Genomic DNA, 18,009 nt, shown 5'->3' with positions numbered 1-18,009 from the left:
CCGATTTCCGTCAAAGCCGCACCGCAATTCGCATGCGCGGTCGCTGGCCTGCCACGGCTCGGCGCAAGGCTCATTCGCGCGGCCCGGCTGCCAGCCCCTTGGCAGGGTCGATCTCGCGGCGGAAACGGGCACGCCAGTCGGCCCGCCCTTCGCGCGCCATCAGGTCGGCAATCTGCGGCAGTTCGGCGGCGATGAATTCCGCACGTTCGTCCCAGCCGTCATGATTGCGGAGCATCAGCCAGCCGGCATCGTGGCGCGAACCCCAGCGGGTCATGAAGGTGACCCCGGCCTGCGGATCATAGCCGGCATTGGCGAGCAGCCACGGGATCAGCCGGTCCGCCTCGCGCTCGGTGCGGCGCACGTGGCGGCGGCTGCGCCCGTTGCGATCGAGCCACGCGTCATGTTCGAGGAAATTATGCGCCAGTTCATGCGCAACCAGCGCGGCGAACACGTCTTCCTCGGGATAGGCGAAAGCAGGGAAATCGATGCCGATCACCACCCGGTTGCCGTCGGCCACCGCCTTGCCGCCTGCGCCCATCAGTTCGAAACGGGTGGCGCAGACCTCGACCGGCGTCAGACGTGCCTCCTCGCCATCGGCAAAGGTTACGGCGATGCCCGCGTGCTCGGCCAGCATCGCGTCGACGTGGTCATGCGCCCAGACCAGCCGCTGCCAGTCCATCTTTTCGCCCGCAGGCCATTGATTGGGGTCGAACCCGGCAAGGCCGATAATCTCGCGGTTGCGCGTAAAGGCACCCGACTGCGCTGCGGGCGATCCGCGCGCGGCGGTCTGCACCGCGAAATCGCCTGTCAGACCCAGCGCCACGCGGGCAATCGCCGGAGCGCCGTAACTTGCCATGTCCTGCAATTGCAGCCCGATTGCCGGGATCACCCGCGGACAGAATGCAATATTGCCGCGGGCCAGCTGCCAGCCGACGTTCTGCAAGCGCTGGTCGGCATCCTGATAGCGCCCGATCGCCGCACGCTCGGCAGCGTAATCGACCGGCGGGGCGTCGGAATTGGCAGTGAGTAGCGCCGCCATGCCCGCCAGCAGCGCGCGCCGCCAGCCGTATGGCCTCATCCCGCGCTGTCTCCGTCGAGCGCGGCCTTGAGGCGTTCATACCCCACCGCGCCGCCAATCGGTTTGCGCCCGGCGATCCACGCGGGCGTGCCGCTGAAGCCCAGCGAGCGGGCCAGATCGAGATTGTTAGCGATTTCGGCCGAAACCGCGTCGGACGCCGCATCGGCCTGAGCGCGGGCCATGTCGAGCCCCGCTTCGGACGCCGCGGCATTCACGTCGCCGAGCCGGAACATCGCATCGTGAAAGGCAGGATACTTGCCCTGCAATCCGGCGGCGAGCGCCATGCGCGAAGCCACGTCGCTGCCTTCGAAGATCGGCCATTCGCGGACCACCACCTTCAGATCCGGATCCTCGGCCACCAGACGATCGACTTCCTTCAGGCTCGCCGCGCAATAGGGGCAGTTATAGTCGGTGAATTCGACCAGCACCTTCTTGCCGTTCGGGTTGCCTAGCACCACGCCGGGGAAGGGGGTGAAGACCTGATCGCCCATCGCCGCCAGCCGCCGTTCCGCTTCCTGCGCCTCGTAGGCCTCGACCATCTGCGGCAGCATGTCGGGGTTATCGAGCAGGAAGGCGCGGGTGCGGTTGTCGGCGAGGCCCGCATAGGACCAGATCGCCGCGCCGAGAAAACCGAACACGAGCGCGGTGAGCGCAGTTAGCAGGGTGTTGCGCAAGGAAGATTCGGGCATCGCGGCTCCGTTGGCAGCAGGAATTGGCGTCAGCCTAGCGCCGGTCGCGCAGACGTTCCAGTTCGGCGCGCGCTTCGAGCGCGACATCCTGTGCGCGGATCCAGTCGGGCGAGCCGTAAGGCAGGCTCGCCTCGGCAGCCTGCGCGTTCTGCAAGGCCTCGGGATAGCGGCGGTTCATGACGAGCTGTTCGGCGCTGGCAAGCCGCGCGCGCGGAATGTCACCGCGTTCGGCATAGACCACGCCCAGTTGGTACCACGCGAAGGGATTGTAGCGGTCGCGCGCCACGGCGGCACGCAGCACGCGCTCTGCCTCGGGGTAATTGCTCTTGTCCTCGGTCGCGATCAGCGCGTGGCCGAAGATTCCCGCGATCAGCGGATGCGCGCGGGTCAGCTCGGTCGCCCGGCGCAGCGGATCGAGCGCTTCAAGCGGGCGCCCGGATTCGAGCAGCACCTGGCCCTTGAGTTCGAGGAAAAAGGGATTGTCCGGCTCGGCCGCGAGCAGCGCATCGGTCTCCGCCAGCGCGAGATCGACCCGCGCCTCCTTGTGATAGGCATAGGCGCGGGCATAGCGTGCCGGGATGCTGGTGTCGCTCGGCGGGAAATAGGTCAGCGTGCGCCGCGGCTCGGCCAGATAGCCATAGAGCTTGGCCTTGGCGCGCAGGAAGCGTTCCTGCAAAGCCGGATCGTCGGGCGCTTTCCACGCAGGGTCTTCCATCAGCAGGTTGCGCAGCGTCTGGACGCGATCGCCGGATAGCGGGTGGGTGCGCATATAGGCGGCCTCGTCGGCCTGGCTGTAGCCGCGCCGGATCTCGTAATTACGCAGCTTTTCGAAGAACGAGATCATCCCGCGCCCGGAAATCCCCGCACCCGAAAGATAGCGCGCACCGGCAAGATCGGTCGAAGCCTCCTGATCGCGGTTATAGGACAGGAAACTGCCGAGCGCGGCCTGCTGGCCCGCCATGATCGCGCCCATCGCCGCATCGCCCGCCCCGGCCAGCGCCGCACCAACGCCAAGCAGCAGCGAAAGAATGGTGATGCCGTTGGCGGCCTTGGTGCGTTCGTTGAAGCGGATCACGTGACCGGCGGTGATGTGGCCCAGCTCGTGCGCCAGCACGCCCTGCACCTCGTTCGCGGTGTCGGCCGCGTTGATCAGCCCGGCATGGACATAGATCGCCTGACCGCCCGCAACGAAAGCATTGATCGAGCCGTCATTGATGAGCACCAGCTCGACATTGCCGGGTTCCAGCTCGCTCGCCTCGACCAGCGGGGCCGCCATGTCGTTGAGCAGTTCTTCGGTCTCGGCATCGCGCAGGATCGACTGCGCGGCCACCGGCTGCACGACGAAAGCCGCGCAGGCCAGCAACGCCAGAACCTTTGCAAACAGGGAACGGGGGGGGCGCATCGACGCCACCCTATCGTGTTTCCGCCTGAACTCAAACTGAAGGAGGCGGGTGAATTAACCTACCAGCTTCTTCGCGGCACGTTCGAGCAGCGGCACGTCCTCGGGCAGTTCGCCCAGCACGACCAGGTTGCCCGCAGCATCCCGGCGCACCATCACCAGCGCGAATTCGGGGCCTTCGCCCGCCAGCGCCTCGAGCGTGAGCGCTTCGAGCGCGCGCAGCTTCTTGGCCAGCGCGGCGCGGACGCCCTTTTCTTCCTCGATCGCCTTGCCCTGTTCTTCGCGGCGGAGGCGGCGTTCGGCCTTGACCACGCCTTTGAGCCCGCCCTCGGCCTCGGAAAGGAAGTGTGACAGGGTGCCGCGTTCGAGGCCCAGCCGGTGAGCATGGGTCAGCACGGCGGCATATTCGGTCAGGCGGGTCTTGTCGTAATCATGCCCGAACACAAGCTTCACCACCGGCGTCATCGGCGCGCGGTCCTGCATCGTCAGGCCGCTTTCGGCGACCAGTTCGGCATAATCCTGAGGCGCGGCCTGCGCAGCGAGCGAGAAGTCGTAGGCACGGCTAACCGCTTCGTAGAGCGCACCGCGGGTGCGGTCCTCGCTCGTGGTGGCCGTGTGCGCGAGTTCGCGGGCAGCGGCGAGCCAGTCGTAAAGGCCTGCGTCTTCGGACAGTTCGGGCCCGAAACCGTCGACTTCTGCCACGGCGTCGAAATCATGCGCGTAGGTGATCACTGCATCCGGATCAAAAGGCAGTTCGGTCGGTACGATCGCTTTCTTGACGGGCGCTTCGATGTAATCGGCGAGCGAGGCGAAGCTGTAACCGGCGGATTCTTCCTCGCCCTCTTCCTCGTCCTCGTCATATTCTTCGTCGTCGAGCGCGTAGCTGGCGAAATCGGGCACCGCAGGTTCGGCGTCGGTCCAGTCTTCGTTTGCGGTGTCGAATTCGTCCGATTCGTGCGCGGGCGAATCCGCCCAGTCGGTAACGAGTTCGGCGGCACGGCGCTGCGGCTCTTCGGTCACTTCGAGTTCGGTGCCCAGTTCAAGCGCCTGATCGATCTCGAGCAGCAGCTCGTCCGCCATCAGCTGGTCGGCCATCTCCTTCCAGTTGATGACGCCATAGATGAAGTCGATCGTCTCGTCGTTGCTCGAATAGGGGAGCAGAATTCCGCGATAGAGTATCTCCACCCCGCGCTGGTTCACGAATTCGGCCTCGAATCCGATCGGCGCCTGGTTGGCGAGAATCTGCATGTAATGGTCGGTGATGCGGCTCAGCAGCGAGCGCGGGGGCACGTCGGAAAGCCGGGTAATCGCACCCTGCCCGCCGCATTCCTGCGCCAGCTTGTCGCCGAGGAACTGCACGACCGGATCCTCGATCCCGCCGGTGAAGTCGAGCAGCACGCTGTAAGGGCCGAAATCGGGGAGATTCGCGGGATCAAGATCGTCAATCAGCGGGAACATACGTTCGCCGAGCAGGCCCGCCCAGTAATTATAGGCGCGCACCTGCATGCGGCGTTCGTCCTGCCCGATCGCTTCGGGCGGCAGCTCGCGCGCAGCCGAGGTATCCACGCTGTCGTCATCGGATGCATGCCAGCCGCGATCGCTTGCCAACTCGGCCGGATCGGCAGATTCGCCGGAATCGAATGGGCCGCGCAGAGTATCCATGGCCAATTTCCGCCCCTTCGTGAACAGTTACCCGGCCGTTCTGGCCCCTTGTGGTAAACATCACGTTAAGGCCGCCACGCCTGTTTGCGCGCCGGGAGGCGTCCACGGGACTTACAGGAAATAGCGCATCTTTATGGTCATGCGGTTGGTGCCTTCGCCCTGGGTGAACACCGCGTCGTTGAACTTCGGCGGAGCCATCTTCACCGGTGCATCGCGCGAAAAGCCGTAGCCTTCCTTGGGCATCATCCCCAGCGCCCGGTCGGCCTTGCCGTTGTCGTTTTCGTCATGCAGCAGCGCGATCGCATAATTGCCTGGCTTCACCCCGGTGAAACGGATTTCGACCTTTTCGCCCGCTGGCACGACTGTGCGGTGCGACGCGGGGTCTTTGATGCATTTGGGGAAGACATCCTCGCGCGTGGTCATGCAGGCGCGCACCACGCCCTTGGTCGACCTGAGATCGGTGACAGTGATCACCACCTCGCCCGCCATGGCCGGAGACGCCGCCAGCCCTGTTGCCAGAGCCGCCGCCAAGACGGCAGCACGCATCACGACAGCACCGTCCCGCGCGCGTGCCCGGCCTCGGCAACGATCCGCCGGGACAGCCCCTTGTCCGTCCCGCACAGCCTGTCCCACACGCGGAAATAAAGCCCGAAATTGCATCTGTATTCCTCGTGATGACGCTCGTGATGGCTGGCGGTTATCAGCCAGTCCCCCAACCGCGAATGAACGAGCCAGCGCGGGAAGATTTCCCAGCCCATGTGGTTGGTCACGCCCATCACGGTGGCAACGGTCAGCACCAGGCCGAGCATCGCAACATTGATCGGCACGAAAAATACCAGCACCGGCACCACCACCGCGCCCGTCACGGCCTCGATCGGATGGAAGCTCATCGCGGTCCACGCCGTGGGCGGGCGGCTTTCGTGATGGACCGCATGGGCGATGCGGAACCACCTGGGCCGGTGCATCCAGCGGTGGCTCCAGTAGAAACAGGTGTCCTGCACAAACAGATAGATCAGCACCGAAAGCGGGTGATACCACCACGGCAGCGCGGCGAAATCGGCGGTGATCTGCGTCCAGCCGTGATGGTTCCAGCCCCACAGCACGATCCCGGCCGGCGCACCATAAATGGCTGCGGAAAGCAGCGACCAGCGGATCTCGCGCGCGATCTGCTTGCCCCGTCCGGCATAAAGGCCCGGCCGCGCCTTCGCAGTAGCCAGCGCGAATAGCCCGCTCGCCGCGAAATAGCGCAGCGCGACGATGATAGTGACGGCGAGACTGACGATCAGCAGGGCAAGCGGAATGGGCAGATCGGCGGGAAGCATCGCGCAAAGATATGGCGCAAATCGACGCTCGGGGACAGCCTCAATCGGCGCGGCGGCTCAGGGCAGGCTGTCGAGCGCCGCGCACAGCGGATCGATCAGCGCGGTGTGCCGCCGCATCGCGATACGCGCCAGCCGTTCCACCTCGACCTTGCGGCGCGCGGTGGCCAGCGGCTCGAGCGCGGCGGGACGCAGGATCTCGGCATCATAGCCGTCTGCCACGATCACGCCGCAGGTCTGCGGGCGATAGGCCTCGCTCTCCAGCGGCGCGCGGTCGAGCCCCGGCGGCACGCCCCAGAAAAACCGGTCGCAGAAATCGAGATAGTCGGGCCACTTGGCATCGCCAAGCAGATCGGCACGGGCAACCTTGATCTCGACGATCACCACCTGCCCGCGCGCGTCGATCCCCATCAGATCGGCGCGGCGTCCGTTGCGGATCGGCACTTCGGCAAGGCACCAGATGTCGTTGCGCGCGAACAGCCGCGCAATTCCGCGTGCGACGTCGTCGGCGGAAAGCGAAGGCGATGCGAGCGAATCGACAGCCGAAGATGAAGTGCCAACCATCGATCAAGGCTGGAACAGAATGCGAACGCAGTCAAGCGCCCGGAAGCGCGGCTTCAGGCAGAGCGGGCCGGGTCCAGCACGGCCAACACGCTTGCGCGGGCGGAATGGAATTCCCGCCACAGCGCCAGCGCCGGAGCCGCTGCGTCCTGTCCGCGCGCAGTCAGCGTAGCGAGCGCGGCAAGGCCCGGTTTCAGCATCGCCGAAATATCCGCTATTCCCTGCGCCGCAAACGCCAGCTGCCAGTCGCGGGCCGTGTCGACGAGATCGGCCAGCGGCGCGGGATCGGTTTCGCGTGCGATCCCGGCCATCGCCGCAAGCGAATCGGCATCGCGGTGCAGCGCGGCCCACGATTCCACCATCGCCGCCGCATCCGGCTGGCCCGACGGCATCTGGCCATCGGCGGGGAGAATCGATTCGGGCGGAAGCGTTGCCATGGCAAGGAGGCTAGGACCGCGTCCTTGCCGATTGGTTAAGCGCGATCCCACTGCCGACACGGCACAATTATCTGGCGCACTGCGCAGCCTCTTGCTAAGCGCCCCGCCGCACGTGAAGATGTACGCGCCGCACGGCATCAGGCACCCGTAGCTCAGCTGGATAGAGCGCTGCCCTCCGAAGGCAGAGGTCACAGGTTCGAATCCTGTCGGGTGCGCCATTTACGTACAAAACCGCGAACAGGTGCACCTGTTGGGTTTTGGCCAGTCAGCGCTCCAGCCAACACCTGTTTGCTGCCTATGAGTGTGACCAATTGGTCGTCCACCTCGATCCTACGGATCACGCTACCGAGCCAGTCCTTTCTGGCGCGGAAGTCTCCGGTTCTTAGTCGGTCACGCATGAGGGTGGTAAATGCAGCGATTTTCTGCGGTGTGATTGCTTCCAGATTGGCAGAGTTAGAGGCGATCTGTGTCAAGGAGGCTTGGGTTATGTCGCGCTGGGTTTTGAGCCGAGCGATTCGCTGTTTCAGCTCCTCATCCAAGTCGATGATCCCATCCTCAATGGCAGAGTAGAGGCGGTTAAGCTTGGATTTGAGCGTGTCGAACTCAGCTTCGAGTTGATGCTGCCTTTCTGTGACCGCGCGATCTTTCGCCGATGCTCGATCTATCAGACCTTCCAAGATTTGCTCGACCCGATGGGGTACAAGAAGCTGATCAGCCACGCCCTCGATCACAAGCTTGTCGAGCTTTTCCATCGGGACATGGCGGCCTTTGCAAACGGATTGCCCTTTCAGCTTGCATCCGGCGCAGCTGTAGTAGCTGTAGCGGCGGTTCCTGCGCGTGGTGCCGCTTCGGGTCATGCCAAAGCCGCAGGTGGCGCAGACTGCAAGTCCTGCAAGCAAGGTCGGGCCATTGACCACGCGTGGAGGCGTCACCTTCGGGTTGTTTCGTGCTAGTCTGGCTTGGACCTGTTCGAACAGGTCGAGCGATATGATGGTTGGCACGTCGATTTCGACGATGTTGGACGGATCATGACGTTCGCCTGTGCGTGAACTGCGAACGCCATAGGGCCATTTGCCGGTGGCGTAGCAGCGGTTGGTGAGGATGCCGTGCACGGGCCCCACGCCGAATGTGGCGCCTTTGCGGGTGCGATAGCCATGGTCATTGAGCCAGACGGTGACCCCTTTGACGCCGAGTGGGCCCGTGCCTCCGTCGCCTTGAAGGTAGAGCTTAAAGATTAAGCGAACTAGCTCGGCGTTGACCGGATCGATCTCGAGCTTCTTTTTGATTTTGGTGCCGCGCCTCTCCGCTTCGACGATGCGGTATCCGAGGGGCGGGGTCGCACCATTCCAGAAGCCTTGCTTGGCGGACTCGCGCATTGCCCTACTGACGTTCTTGCCGTTCTCACGGGAGGTGTATTCATCGAACACCCCAATGATCTGACGCATCAGTTCTTGTGCGGGGTCGGATCCGGTTGGTTGGGTTACCGAGACGACTTCCACCCCGTGCTTGCGGAGTTGGCGGATGGTCAGCTCCATCTCCGCCCCGTTGCGGTAGAAGCGCGAGAAGGAATGCACGCAGATCACGTCGAAGCGGCGATCGGGTGACCTCGCCTCTTCTAGCATACGCTGGAAAACCGGCCGCCGGTCGTCGGTTGCCGATGCACCAGGCTCAACAAACTCTCCCACTACGCTCCAACCTTGGGCTTCGCAGTACCTCGTGTTGAGATCGCGCTGGGAGGGTAGAGATACATCGCCGGCGGCCTGTCTTCCTGTGCTGACGCGCAAATAAAGAGCGGCCCGCTTGGGTACTGATCCGTGCTCAGGGGATGTCTTGTTGAAGGCCATTACGGTGGTCCTAAGTCGCGCTGACGGGCAGCGTGACAGGCGCCACCAGATCAAGGATGAAGCAAAGCAGTAAGATCGGCCCCGAGCAGTCGTTCGATGGCGTCGAGCTCGGCAGGCGTAACCTCGATCGGGCCCAGATCCACGAAGTCAGCGTTGAGTGGTTCCGCAGTCGTGTGTGCGGCCCAAGTGTTCGATTGGCGGATCGGCGAGTTTGCCATCCCGAAGGCATGATGGCTGAAGCGCAGATAGTAGTGGGCGTAACCACGGTTTGATTGAAAGCGGTTTTGCCCATCGCTTAATCCCCAAAACCGTTCCAGTGTTTTACCAGTGTCCACACCTCGTGGTCTTCTAGAAAATTCTTGATCGCGTCCTGGCTTGCGTCTGCACCATCGATTTTGCACTCATGGAGCACTGCCACGCAAAGTGCGACAAATCGAACGCCTCCGGTCCTGGTTATCGCCGGGCGCCCCTTGTGTTCTCCAAGGATCAGGCTTGCGTGGCAGGCAAGCTCAAAAAGCATGATCCGTCTGAACGGCAACGCGGCGGCCCCGCCAGGATCTGGCAATTCGGTAACTAGCCACTGCGAGAACTGTCGACGCATTTTTCTAGCAATATGAAGCAGGAAATCTGCTCGATTGCGAGCATCCAAGAGCTGCTTTCGCTCTGCATACTCCCACTCCAGCTTAAGCAGCGTTAGCGGCTCGGGATTACCTGATGACCGAAGATCGGCCGGCAGTTCACAGTCAATTCGATCATGTCCGGCAATCTCTGCGACGGCTTCGAAAGATAGGAGCCGACCGATAGATCCAACGTTTTCTGGAAGGCCGAGTGCGTTGATAGTCCCTTTGGTTGCCGTAATGGTCGCTTCTAGATCTTTCAGCTTTTTGTCCATGATGACTGCACATTCGTGCATCCTATCGAGGTCTGGCTGAAGGATACGACGGTCATGATGTCGGCGGCATTTTTCCAAGGCCGACTTTACAGTGGTTATGAGATACCATTGCTGCTCCGGATTGAGGCCGAGGTCCTTAGCGATCTTCTTGTAGTCAGCGGATACAGGGTCCCGGAGCCTACCAAACGCAGTCTCATCATAAGCTCTAGCCATGGGCCTTCCTCCTGATGTCCTGGATAATCGAGACGTACCGTTTCTGGCCTTCCTGAGCGCGGGCCTGACGATAAAATTTCTCGGTGGTACGGAGCGTTGCATGACCCAGTAGCGGTGCTGCGGCATGGATGTGTTCGGGTGCATGGCTCGCGATGGTCGAGGCCGCCATGTCGCGGAACTGGTGCGGGCTGATGTTTTCTCCAAAGACCGCGCCAGTGATGTGGGACACGCGATCGTAAAGAGCCATCTCGGTCAGTGGAGAACCGTGGCTGGAGATCCAGAGACGGTTTCCAGCATCGGCATGCCAGCGACCCGTCTGTGCGACGAGGAACGGGCGGTGGAGAGCCAGATAATCTTCTAGCCATGGACCAAGATCGCAATGCAGCGACGCTTCGAAGTGCGCATGGGTCTTGGTTTGTGCAGGGGTCAGGATGACGAACCATTGGCCTTGGCGAAAAACAAGGCTCTCGCCCAAGGTCAGTGCCGTGAAGTTCTTCCGGCGCAGCGGCAAGTGGGTCAGCAGCAACAGGATCAGCCCATCGCGGTACTGGATCGCTCCGTGTTTCGGAAGCATCGCAGAAGTTTCCTCCATCAGCCTGTAAGCCAATGTGGCCACTTCGTCGGCCATCACCCGGTTGTGTTTCGGCCGCGCTGGCCGGTGCTGCGCACGTACATGCGAGGCGATGCGGTTGATAAAGCTAAAGTCACCATCGGGGGCAAGGATGCGGGCAGCATCTGCGAGCTCCTGTAAGCGGCACAGGATCGTATGAGTGCTGTTACCCAACTCTTCCAAGCGCCGGACATAGCCGCGCACGCGGCCCAGCGTGACCCGCGCTGTGACCGGCTCTAGCAGGGCGTTGCGGTCATTAAACCGCAGATGGTTGATGAAGCGCCCCCAGCCCTTGGCAGTCTTGCGCTGGCTAATCGGAGCAAGGTGCGTCAACTCGCCGCCAGAATCCTCGAGGATACTTGTCGGCGTGCACGCCGCCTCCCAGACGATGCGGTCCTGCTCGGGCCACTTTGCGACCGGCAGGCTTTGCCGTTCGGGTGCTTTGTCCGGGGCAAAACGTCCGCCGCTCATGCTCGCTTCCTCCTATCCGAAGCTTCGGGTGCATGAAGAGCGCGAAGCCCTTCGAGAAGTTCTGCGTAGAGAAGGCCGGCCTTGCGGGTCTCCGCGCCTGAGTAAGCGCTGGTGGTGGTGTTGACCGATTTGTGCCGTAGCAGCTGCCGTACCACCTCGTAGTTGCCGGGGTTGATGTCGAGGAAGATCTTGCCTGCGGCGTGGCGGAACAGGTGGATGTTGAACTCCAGCCCAAGGAACTCCCAAACCGTCTGCTTGATCTGCTGCGCGAGGGTGTGAGGCGATTTAGGCTGGCCGCCACGTCCCGGAAACAGAGAGCTGCTCTCGCCGTCGAGCAAGTAAGGTCGGTACCCCACGATGTACCATTTGACGATCTCCAAGGCGAAGGCCGGTATCTGGAAATTGATCGGCTCGCGGTTTTTGGTCTCGTGCTCGGGGATGACGAGGTAGACGCCGTTCCGGTTTGAAACCAAGTGACGATGGATGTCGATCGCGGCGAGGTTGTTCCGGCGCAGCGGTATCACCAGCAGGATCGCGATCGCTGCCGCCATTTGGGCTTGGCGCGCCTTGAGGCGGGCAGGCCGCTTATCCTGCTCGACTTTCTTACGGATTGTATCGGGTAGGCAGACGAATTCGACAACGGTGCTGTCGTCATCGAAGGGCCGCAAGCGCTCTCTGTTCTTGGCCGTCATGCCAGAGTGTTGAACCGCAACCCGTCCTGCGAGACGTTGAAGTTTGGCATGGTGCTGGGCGTCGACCTTAACCCAGTGAAGGGCGATCTTGGCCAAGAGTGATGCCATCTGGGCTACACCTCCTGATGTCATGCCGCCACTGCGCTGCATCAGGAAGTTTAGGATCAGCTTTACGTTCCGCACTTCGACCAGCGCGGCGATCGATGTAATGTCCGTTGCCGGAACACCGGAATGGACCAGGCATGAGGCCGCCGCTCGTAGCTGCCTGCTTCGCGTTTGGGCCGTTGCTGGCCGAACCGGACGTAGCGGGCCGAGGTCGATGTCCTCGTCGTCGTCGTCAAACATGATGCCTTTGGTCAGCCGCCCGATATAGGCTTCGAGATCTGCGGCGAAGGACGCCGGGAAGTACTCCAGCGGGTAGCTGTAGCTGTCGCGCTTGTCTTGGCGCGGCACGGTTACCTGCGGCCAGTCAGGACAGGTCTTGGCCGTGCGGTTCCAAGCCCAGAGAAATGCATCTGCACCCTTTTCGGCGTTGCGTCGCATCCGGTTGCTTACGATGGCATCGCAATATTCCTCAAGGTCGGCCACCGTGACTGCCGTAGGGATCACGCCTTTACCGCTGAGGTAGCGCAAGCCGGCTGAGACCTTGCGGGCATATTTGCTGGGCAACATGTCCAGCAGAGCCTTCCACTCAGGCAGCAGGGGAGTAGTGTTGCGGCTCGGAACGAGTTCGCGAACCAATTCGATTGCCTTGGTAAGACCCGAGCAGACGTTTGCCCACCGCCGCGCAGACAACCCTGCAGCCAGCGGCGAGACCGATTCGCGCAGCGCCCGGATCTCACTTGGAACGACCGAGACCGCAGCAGGGTGTTTGCCAACCGCGCGGCAAAACGTCTTTACCGCGCTCTTGAGGTCGCGTTTTTGCGTCCCCGGTTCAAGAGCTTCGATCCTCTCTAGGACATGTTGCAGGGTGGGAATGGATGGGGCGGACTGCATAGTGACGGGTCTCATGATGTCGTGATGACAGGAGTGGACAGGAGCAGATATTCGTGAGTGCATATACTACGAATTCAACCCAATCCCGACGCGGACTTAATCACGATGATCTCCCAACATATTGGAAATATTGATCTCATTCTGATTAAGGATCATCTCGAGTGCCGAGGGCGCAATCCTAACGCTTCGGCCCAGCCGGACCGCCTTGAGCTGGCCACGTGCAATCATGCGCCGCACGGTTCGCGTTGAGAGCATCAGCTGATCAGCAACTGCCGCGATTGTGAGAAGGGTTGAAGTTGAGCGAATTTGGGGCTGCGAGGGGATGCCACTCACGTCAGCTGGTTCATGAACCCATGATGGCAGACCGCGAGGATCAGAGCATGGCGGCTCTGATGAGCGTGCCGCTTCTCCAAAAACTGGTTCCCGGAGGTAGTAAGACTTTTTCGTAACCATTCACCGAAGCTAGCAAGTGAGTCGCTCGGACTGCACATGCGCAACCTCACGTCTTTAGATTGAGGTTGCGCCCTCACTCTTGTGGACAGGCATCCCGTCCCAATCTTGGAGTATTTATTGCGGACATTAGGCAAGGAGGTCGGTTGCTGAACGGCGGGACTTGCCCAGGAAAGACCTGAAACAGCATGTCGGCTTTCGGGTCCGCCCGCCGACCCTGCTTATGGCCGCTCATGGGACTTTGCTGCCGTTCCCTGACGGCATGCTGAAGGGCTGGTTTCGCCAAAAGCGGTTAGTCAGCTTCGGCCCGGATCCTACCGAAAGCCGAAATTCTGAAACCGACCCCAAAGCAGACGTTCGCCGTTGTTTGCATCACTGCATTGCAGGTCTCCGTCTTGAGCCCGGTATTGCTCGCGACAAACCATCTTCAAACAGTAGCCTCCATGCGTGCAACAGCGGATCCTCCATTGGCATCCGGTGGTAGCTATCTTCGCTGCTACGCTAAACTTCAGGGGACTAATTTCTCTGCCCCTTAACCACTATCCAGTAGCGCCGAAGCGCAATGAAGCGCGCTCATCACCTCCTGTGCTTTGGCGCGCTGGTCCTCAGGCGTGGCCGTTCTGACCCAATCTCCGCGCATGTCCGTCGGATCCTAGTATCGGCACTATACGCACAAAAATCGAACCTCGCTTTTGGCGCTATGACAGGAGTGACAGCTGCCGGTGTAGCCGCGTGGGTCGCCGAAAGTGATGTGATTAACGCCTGCTTCCTTGTCCTGACTATTGTTGCCGCTGCACGCGTGTTTGCAGCCCACCTTCTTTCACCTGGTTCCGTCTCCCTAAGCACCCAAGCACTTGAGATATTTTACGAGATCGGCGCATATAGCTACGCACTCGTCTTGGGGGTTCTCGCAGCACTAACCCTGTGGATGCCAACCCCGGCAGACGCAAAGGTTTTGATGGTAGCCAACGCGCTTTGCTACGGCGTTGCGGTAGCCGCCCGTAATGCCGGGCGTCCTAAGATCGCAATCGGCCAGTTGGCGATCGTCGTGCTACCAATTCTTGCGACCTGCTTCCTGATTGGAAGCGCTTCGTTGATTGCGCTCGGTGCGACTATCGTCCTGCTAATCCCTGCGATGGCGTCAATCACCATGAACCTCTTTCAGGTCCTACGCCATTCTATAGCCTCAGCCGAAAACAATGCTGAGCTCGCGGCCAGAATGCAGGTTTTAGCGCACACAGACGTCGTCACAGGCCTTGCCAATCGGACAGGACTCAATCACGCTGCGTCAGAGGCCATCGCGGGATTAGGGGCCGACGACCGGCTCGCGCTAATCTGGATCGATCTCGACCGATTCAAGGAGGTTAACGACCTTCTCGGTCACCCGGTCGGAGACCAGGTGCTGTGCGAGGTCGCAAAGCGCATCGCCGAAGTGTGTTCAGACCAGGCAATTGTCTCTCGTTTCGGGGGCGATGAGTTCGTAATCGTCACGCCAATCATGACGCGCAAAGATGCTGAGCATGTCGCGAGTGAGATCCATGCGCAGATGATGCGCCCGTTTCTCATTGATGGCGACCGGCTCGAAGTTCGGGTTTCAGTCGGTGTCGCGATTTTGCCCGAAGATGGGGACGATACGGACACGCTGATGCAGCGCGCTGATTTGGCTCTTTATCATGCGAAATCTAAGGGGCGTGCGCAGACCTGCTTCTTCGATCACGCGATGACGAGACAAATGGCGAAGCGGCGGGAAATCGAAGCTGACTTGCGCAAAGCGCTTAAGCAAAACGAGCTATCGGTTTTCTTCCAACCCATCGTTGATCTCGAAAGCGGTAGGATCAAAACTTTTGAGGCGTTGGTGCGTTGGTTTCATCCAGAAAAGGGTGAGATTAGTCCTGCCGAGTTCATTCCGGTGGCAGAAGAGACCGGCATGATCCTAACACTGGGAAATTGGGTAACTGCTCAGGCCGCAAAGGTTGCTATGACTTGGCCAGCGGACGTGAACGTCGCGGTTAATCTTTCTCCGTTGCAGATTCGTGCGCCTGGCGCTTCTCTGGGTATCAAGAATGCGCTTCAGGCAGCGCAACTTGATCCGCGGCGTCTCGAAATCGAAGTGACAGAAACTCTTCTTATTGAAGACAATCACGCAACCACGTTATTTATCTCGGAGCTTTCGGAGCTTGGTGTGAAATTTGCACTCGACGATTTTGGCACTGGCTTTTCTTCTCTGTCTTATATTAACACCTTTCCTTTCTCTAAAATCAAAGTCGATCGCAGCTTTGTCTCAAGCATGCAGGTGGGGCGAAGAAGCGAGGCGATCATTCGCGCGGTTGCCGAAATGGGATCGACTTTGGGCATGGAAATTGTCGCCGAAGGAGTTGAGGATATCGAGCAGCTGCAAGCGGTGCGTGCAGCCGGCTGCACACTTGGCCAAGGCTACTATTTCAGCCGTGCAGTCCCCGACCATCTTGCGGCTATATTATTGTCAAAGGAACGAGACAGCGATGCGCAGCACGCGACGATAGCTCGCGCGACTGGTTGAGCCGAGGACCGTCGAAAGCCCTCTGGTCACCTTCTCGATGTCGGGGCAAGACGAAAGGCTGCTTACGAAAATCAGTTCCCCGTCTGTCCTTTTATCGACAAACTTACTTTGGCATATCGGCGCGCCCTAGTATTCGGCCATTCATCTTCCCACCCACTACCAGCCATGAGCGGAGCCAGAGCTCATTCCCGAAAGCCGCTCGACGGCTCTTGGCGGAAGCAGACCTTCGGCCTGATGATCGTGAACGACCGACTGTGGGTCGAAAGCTGCCATCTGACACGTCGCCTTCGAGCGGCACAAAAGCATCAGCGGTTCTAGGTCGGCTCCTCGCGGATAACGAGGAGCCGATTGCTCAAATTTCCGTGTTTTCGGCTAGAGCAAGCGCGTCTTCTACGTCGATCCCTAGATAACGCACCGTATTCTCGATCTTGCTATGGCCAAGAAGTATCTGGACCGCACGCAGATTGCCGGTAGCCCTATAGATGATCGATGCCTTGGTTCGCCGAAGAGAGTGGGTGCCATATTCGGATTGGATCAAGCCAATCCCGGTTACCCATTCATCGACGAGCCGTGCATACTGGCGGGTGCTAAGGTGGCCAGTGCGATCGACCCGGCTTGGAAATACATAATCGTCCACCGTGCCACCACGGCGCTCAAGCCATGCCAACAGACTGGCCCGGGCATCTGGCAGCAGTTCGAACTGCACAGGGCGGCTTGTCTTTTGCTGCATCACAATTGCGCGCGTCCTGACCTGACCACCATTGACGATGTCGCCGATCTTCATGCGAACAAGGTCGCAGCCACGCAGCTTACTGTCGATCGCAAGGTCAAACAGTGCGCGATCACGCACGCGGCGTCGTTCATTCAGAAAAAAGCGGATCTCCCAAATTTGTTTCGGCTTTAACGCGCGCTTAGCTCCCACGCTTCGTCCGGCGTTCCAGACCGGACGCTTGCCGGCAGGCGTTTCTTTTTCAGTCGTCTCCATGAGCATTCTCCAGTGACCACATTGGTCACACGAAGCATGTCCATCGGCTTAAAAAATGAAACTGCAGCGGCGGCATCCGACCCAGACCCGGTCGTTGGCGGCCGCCGCGCTGAACGTCTGCTTCCGCCGAAAGCCGCCAGACTGCTATTGGGATCGCCTATCGACCACACTTTTGACCGCTCGTGGGTGGGAAGCGGAAATAGCCGCAAGTTTTGAGCTAAACATCCGGCCTTGCCAGGTGGTTTGGGGCTTCACAGAGGTCGCCCTGCGTTAATTCGTCCGGCCTCTTACTCGCAAACGGATCGTTCGGGGTGTTACCTCTACTTGAATGTCGTCATCCGCAATGTGATCGCGGCGGTAGTTGCGGGATGCTCCAACTCTCAAGCGCTGGCCCGAGAAGTCATCCAATACTGCGGAGCAAAGGGGGCTCTCAAACCTTATCCCGCAACGTGAATCTTTCTGCCACACGACCACACCTTCCATCAGATGTCCCGGCCACATTAGGCTTACCTTTTCACGCACGCCCGGCGGTGACAAAGCCTCGATCAGTGCTCCAACCTTCGAGATATCTCGGACGCGCACTTCTTGCAGACCACTGCGGGCCGCAAGAGAGCCTTGAAGAAAGATGCGCAACCTTTTGGGTTGCCGCTTCGGTATCGTGAACAAATTGACTTGCCTCCACCGCAGGTAAGCGTGGCGGCAAAGTTATCTCTCTGCCATCCTGCCAGATGCGGGATAGATATCTGCCCCAAATGCCCTGCTACCACCTCGGTTATTGCTAAAGGTCAGGTACCCAAGCCTGCTTACTACGTTTGCTTGATCCCCCTATCATCCGAGCGACGCCCTGCGGCATTGGCAGTTCGCCGATCAAGCAATCCAGATCGCCGTTCGGTTTTTCTTCTATCCTGATCCGACCGCCGCTGCTCTTTCCGCCGATCATCCCCAGTAAACGGTAATTGGGCTTTGCGGCGGTCAATACCGCTTCGCCGCCCGCCACCGTTGGCATCCTGAACTCTTTGATCCATTGCCGTTAGCTCCCTTTGATCGGCAGACTAGGCTCAGGACCCATTAAATTCTTGCATTGGCGGCGATGCCTTGATTCACTCGCGGCACTGAGGAGGTGCTGCGGGTGTCTGAGCTTTGGTTGTTGAGCGAGGCGCAGATGCGCCGGA

17 protein-coding genes and 1 tRNA gene are annotated in these 18,009 nt (G+C 60.6%); 2 read left to right on the top strand and 16 right to left on the bottom strand.

The window, feature by feature from the left end:
* Window positions 1-70: 70 nt before the first annotated feature.
* From OIK40_RS12430 to OIK40_RS12395, 8 genes are all read right to left on the bottom strand, one after another.
* Window positions 71-1,078 carry a M48 family metalloprotease gene (locus OIK40_RS12430; protein ID WP_273678668.1) on the bottom strand — a complete coding sequence of 336 codons (1,008 nt, stop codon included), beginning with the start codon at window positions 1,076-1,078 and terminating at the stop codon, window positions 71-73.
* Window positions 1,075-1,767: a DsbA family protein gene (locus tag OIK40_RS12425; RefSeq protein ID WP_273678667.1), complete on the bottom strand. Its 693-nt coding sequence runs from the start codon at window positions 1,765-1,767 to the stop codon at window positions 1,075-1,077. Before OIK40_RS12425 ends, OIK40_RS12430 begins: the two co-directional genes overlap by 4 nt.
* A gap of 34 nt (window positions 1,768-1,801) precedes the next feature.
* Window positions 1,802-3,169 carry a M48 family metalloprotease gene (locus OIK40_RS12420; RefSeq protein WP_273678666.1) on the bottom strand — a complete coding sequence of 456 codons (1,368 nt, stop codon included), beginning with the start codon at window positions 3,167-3,169 and terminating at the stop codon, window positions 1,802-1,804.
* A 54-nt stretch (window positions 3,170-3,223) separates the two neighbouring features.
* A complete protein-coding gene (locus tag OIK40_RS12415; RefSeq protein ID WP_273678665.1) occupies window positions 3,224-4,828 on the bottom strand; it encodes a PAS domain-containing protein in 1,605 nt (534 codons plus the stop codon).
* A 111-nt stretch (window positions 4,829-4,939) separates the two neighbouring features.
* Window positions 4,940-5,374, bottom strand: coding sequence for a DUF2141 domain-containing protein (locus OIK40_RS12410; protein WP_273678664.1), 435 nt, complete (start codon window positions 5,372-5,374; stop codon window positions 4,940-4,942).
* Window positions 5,374-6,150, bottom strand: a complete 777-nt coding sequence (locus OIK40_RS12405) for a sterol desaturase family protein (RefSeq protein ID WP_273678663.1) — start codon at window positions 6,148-6,150, stop codon at window positions 5,374-5,376. Before OIK40_RS12405 ends, OIK40_RS12410 begins: the two co-directional genes overlap by 1 nt.
* Window positions 6,151-6,207: 57 nt before the next feature.
* Window positions 6,208-6,711 (bottom strand): MmcB family DNA repair protein, encoded by a 504-nt coding sequence (locus OIK40_RS12400; RefSeq protein ID WP_273678662.1) that lies wholly within the window; start codon window positions 6,709-6,711, stop codon window positions 6,208-6,210.
* A gap of 53 nt (window positions 6,712-6,764) precedes the next feature.
* The gene (locus OIK40_RS12395) at window positions 6,765-7,145 is read right to left on the bottom strand and encodes a hypothetical protein (RefSeq protein WP_273678661.1); all 381 of its coding nucleotides are present in this window, start codon (window positions 7,143-7,145) and stop codon (window positions 6,765-6,767) included.
* A 141-nt stretch (window positions 7,146-7,286) separates the two neighbouring features.
* Between OIK40_RS12395 and OIK40_RS12390 the strand changes: the two genes are divergently transcribed.
* Window positions 7,287-7,363 (top strand) — tRNA-Arg (locus tag OIK40_RS12390).
* Here the strand turns inward: OIK40_RS12390 and OIK40_RS12385 are convergent.
* The 5 genes from OIK40_RS12385 to OIK40_RS15115 form a co-directional block, all read right to left on the bottom strand.
* Complete coding sequence (locus OIK40_RS12385) at window positions 7,334-8,989, bottom strand: recombinase family protein (RefSeq protein WP_273678660.1); 1,656 nt, start codon at window positions 8,987-8,989, stop codon at window positions 7,334-7,336. The genes OIK40_RS12390 and OIK40_RS12385 overlap by 30 nt on opposite strands.
* Before the next feature lie 295 nt (window positions 8,990-9,284).
* Entirely contained in the window at window positions 9,285-10,094 is an 810-nt protein-coding gene (locus OIK40_RS12380; RefSeq protein WP_273678659.1) for a hypothetical protein, read from the bottom strand.
* Window positions 10,087-11,175, bottom strand: a complete 1,089-nt coding sequence (locus OIK40_RS12375; RefSeq protein WP_273678658.1) for a tyrosine-type recombinase/integrase — start codon at window positions 11,173-11,175, stop codon at window positions 10,087-10,089. Before OIK40_RS12375 ends, OIK40_RS12380 begins: the two co-directional genes overlap by 8 nt.
* Entirely contained in the window at window positions 11,172-12,863 is a 1,692-nt protein-coding gene (locus OIK40_RS12370; protein WP_273678657.1) for a site-specific integrase, read from the bottom strand. Before OIK40_RS12370 ends, OIK40_RS12375 begins: the two co-directional genes overlap by 4 nt.
* A 96-nt stretch (window positions 12,864-12,959) precedes the next feature.
* On the bottom strand, window positions 12,960-13,316 hold the full coding sequence (locus tag OIK40_RS15115) for a helix-turn-helix domain-containing protein (protein ID WP_374211814.1): 357 nt from the start codon (window positions 13,314-13,316) through the stop codon (window positions 12,960-12,962).
* A gap of 697 nt (window positions 13,317-14,013) precedes the next feature.
* On the opposite strand from OIK40_RS15115, the gene OIK40_RS12365 reads away from it, so the two are divergent.
* Window positions 14,014-15,852, top strand: a complete 1,839-nt coding sequence (locus tag OIK40_RS12365; protein WP_273678656.1) for a putative bifunctional diguanylate cyclase/phosphodiesterase — start codon at window positions 14,014-14,016, stop codon at window positions 15,850-15,852.
* 352 nt (window positions 15,853-16,204) lie between these two features.
* Here the strand turns inward: OIK40_RS12365 and OIK40_RS12360 are convergent, their stop codons facing one another.
* The 3 genes from OIK40_RS12360 to OIK40_RS12355 form a co-directional block, all read right to left on the bottom strand.
* The gene (locus OIK40_RS12360) at window positions 16,205-16,837 is read right to left on the bottom strand and encodes a tyrosine-type recombinase/integrase (protein ID WP_273678655.1); all 633 of its coding nucleotides are present in this window, start codon (window positions 16,835-16,837) and stop codon (window positions 16,205-16,207) included.
* A gap of 270 nt (window positions 16,838-17,107) precedes the next feature.
* A complete protein-coding gene (locus OIK40_RS15110; protein WP_374211813.1) occupies window positions 17,108-17,503 on the bottom strand; it encodes a PilZ domain-containing protein in 396 nt (131 codons plus the stop codon).
* A 112-nt stretch (window positions 17,504-17,615) separates the two neighbouring features.
* Window positions 17,616-17,843: a hypothetical protein gene (locus tag OIK40_RS12355; RefSeq protein WP_273678654.1), complete on the bottom strand. Its 228-nt coding sequence runs from the start codon at window positions 17,841-17,843 to the stop codon at window positions 17,616-17,618.
* Window positions 17,844-18,009: the final 166 nt, after the last annotated feature.

Source organism: Erythrobacter fulvus, from assembly GCF_028595285.1.
GTDB classification, from domain to species: Bacteria; Pseudomonadota; Alphaproteobacteria; order Sphingomonadales; family Sphingomonadaceae; genus Erythrobacter; species Erythrobacter fulvus.
This window is presented reverse-complemented; position numbering and strand designations above follow the sequence as displayed.

Excerpts from the sequence above, each read along its gene's own strand:
- OIK40_RS12430 (WP_273678668.1), bottom strand. The coding sequence starts at position 1,078 with ATGAGGCCATACGGCTGGCGGCGCGCGCTGCTGGCGGGCATGGCGGCG.
- OIK40_RS12365 (WP_273678656.1), top strand. The coding sequence starts at position 14,014 with ATGACAGGAGTGACAGCTGCCGGTGTAGCCGCGTGGGTCGCCGAAAGT.
- OIK40_RS12420 (WP_273678666.1), bottom strand. The coding sequence starts at position 3,169 with ATGCGCCCCCCCCGTTCCCTGTTTGCAAAGGTTCTGGCGTTGCTGGCC.
- OIK40_RS12370 (WP_273678657.1), bottom strand. The coding sequence starts at position 12,863 with ATGCAGTCCGCCCCATCCATTCCCACCCTGCAACATGTCCTAGAGAGG.
- OIK40_RS12395 (WP_273678661.1), bottom strand. The coding sequence starts at position 7,145 with ATGGCAACGCTTCCGCCCGAATCGATTCTCCCCGCCGATGGCCAGATG.
- OIK40_RS12400 (WP_273678662.1), bottom strand. The coding sequence starts at position 6,711 with ATGGTTGGCACTTCATCTTCGGCTGTCGATTCGCTCGCATCGCCTTCG.
- OIK40_RS12385 (WP_273678660.1), bottom strand. The coding sequence starts at position 8,989 with ATGGCCTTCAACAAGACATCCCCTGAGCACGGATCAGTACCCAAGCGG.
- OIK40_RS12360 (WP_273678655.1), bottom strand. The coding sequence starts at position 16,837 with ATGGAGACGACTGAAAAAGAAACGCCTGCCGGCAAGCGTCCGGTCTGG.
- OIK40_RS15115 (WP_374211814.1), bottom strand. The coding sequence starts at position 13,316 with ATGGTTACGAAAAAGTCTTACTACCTCCGGGAACCAGTTTTTGGAGAA.
- OIK40_RS12410 (WP_273678664.1), bottom strand. The coding sequence starts at position 5,374 with ATGCGTGCTGCCGTCTTGGCGGCGGCTCTGGCAACAGGGCTGGCGGCG.
- OIK40_RS12355 (WP_273678654.1), bottom strand. The coding sequence starts at position 17,843 with ATGCCAACGGTGGCGGGCGGCGAAGCGGTATTGACCGCCGCAAAGCCC.
- OIK40_RS12380 (WP_273678659.1), bottom strand. The coding sequence starts at position 10,094 with ATGGCTAGAGCTTATGATGAGACTGCGTTTGGTAGGCTCCGGGACCCT.
- OIK40_RS12375 (WP_273678658.1), bottom strand. The coding sequence starts at position 11,175 with ATGAGCGGCGGACGTTTTGCCCCGGACAAAGCACCCGAACGGCAAAGC.
- OIK40_RS12425 (WP_273678667.1), bottom strand. The coding sequence starts at position 1,767 with ATGCCCGAATCTTCCTTGCGCAACACCCTGCTAACTGCGCTCACCGCG.
- OIK40_RS12415 (WP_273678665.1), bottom strand. The coding sequence starts at position 4,828 with ATGGATACTCTGCGCGGCCCATTCGATTCCGGCGAATCTGCCGATCCG.
- OIK40_RS12405 (WP_273678663.1), bottom strand. The coding sequence starts at position 6,150 with ATGCTTCCCGCCGATCTGCCCATTCCGCTTGCCCTGCTGATCGTCAGT.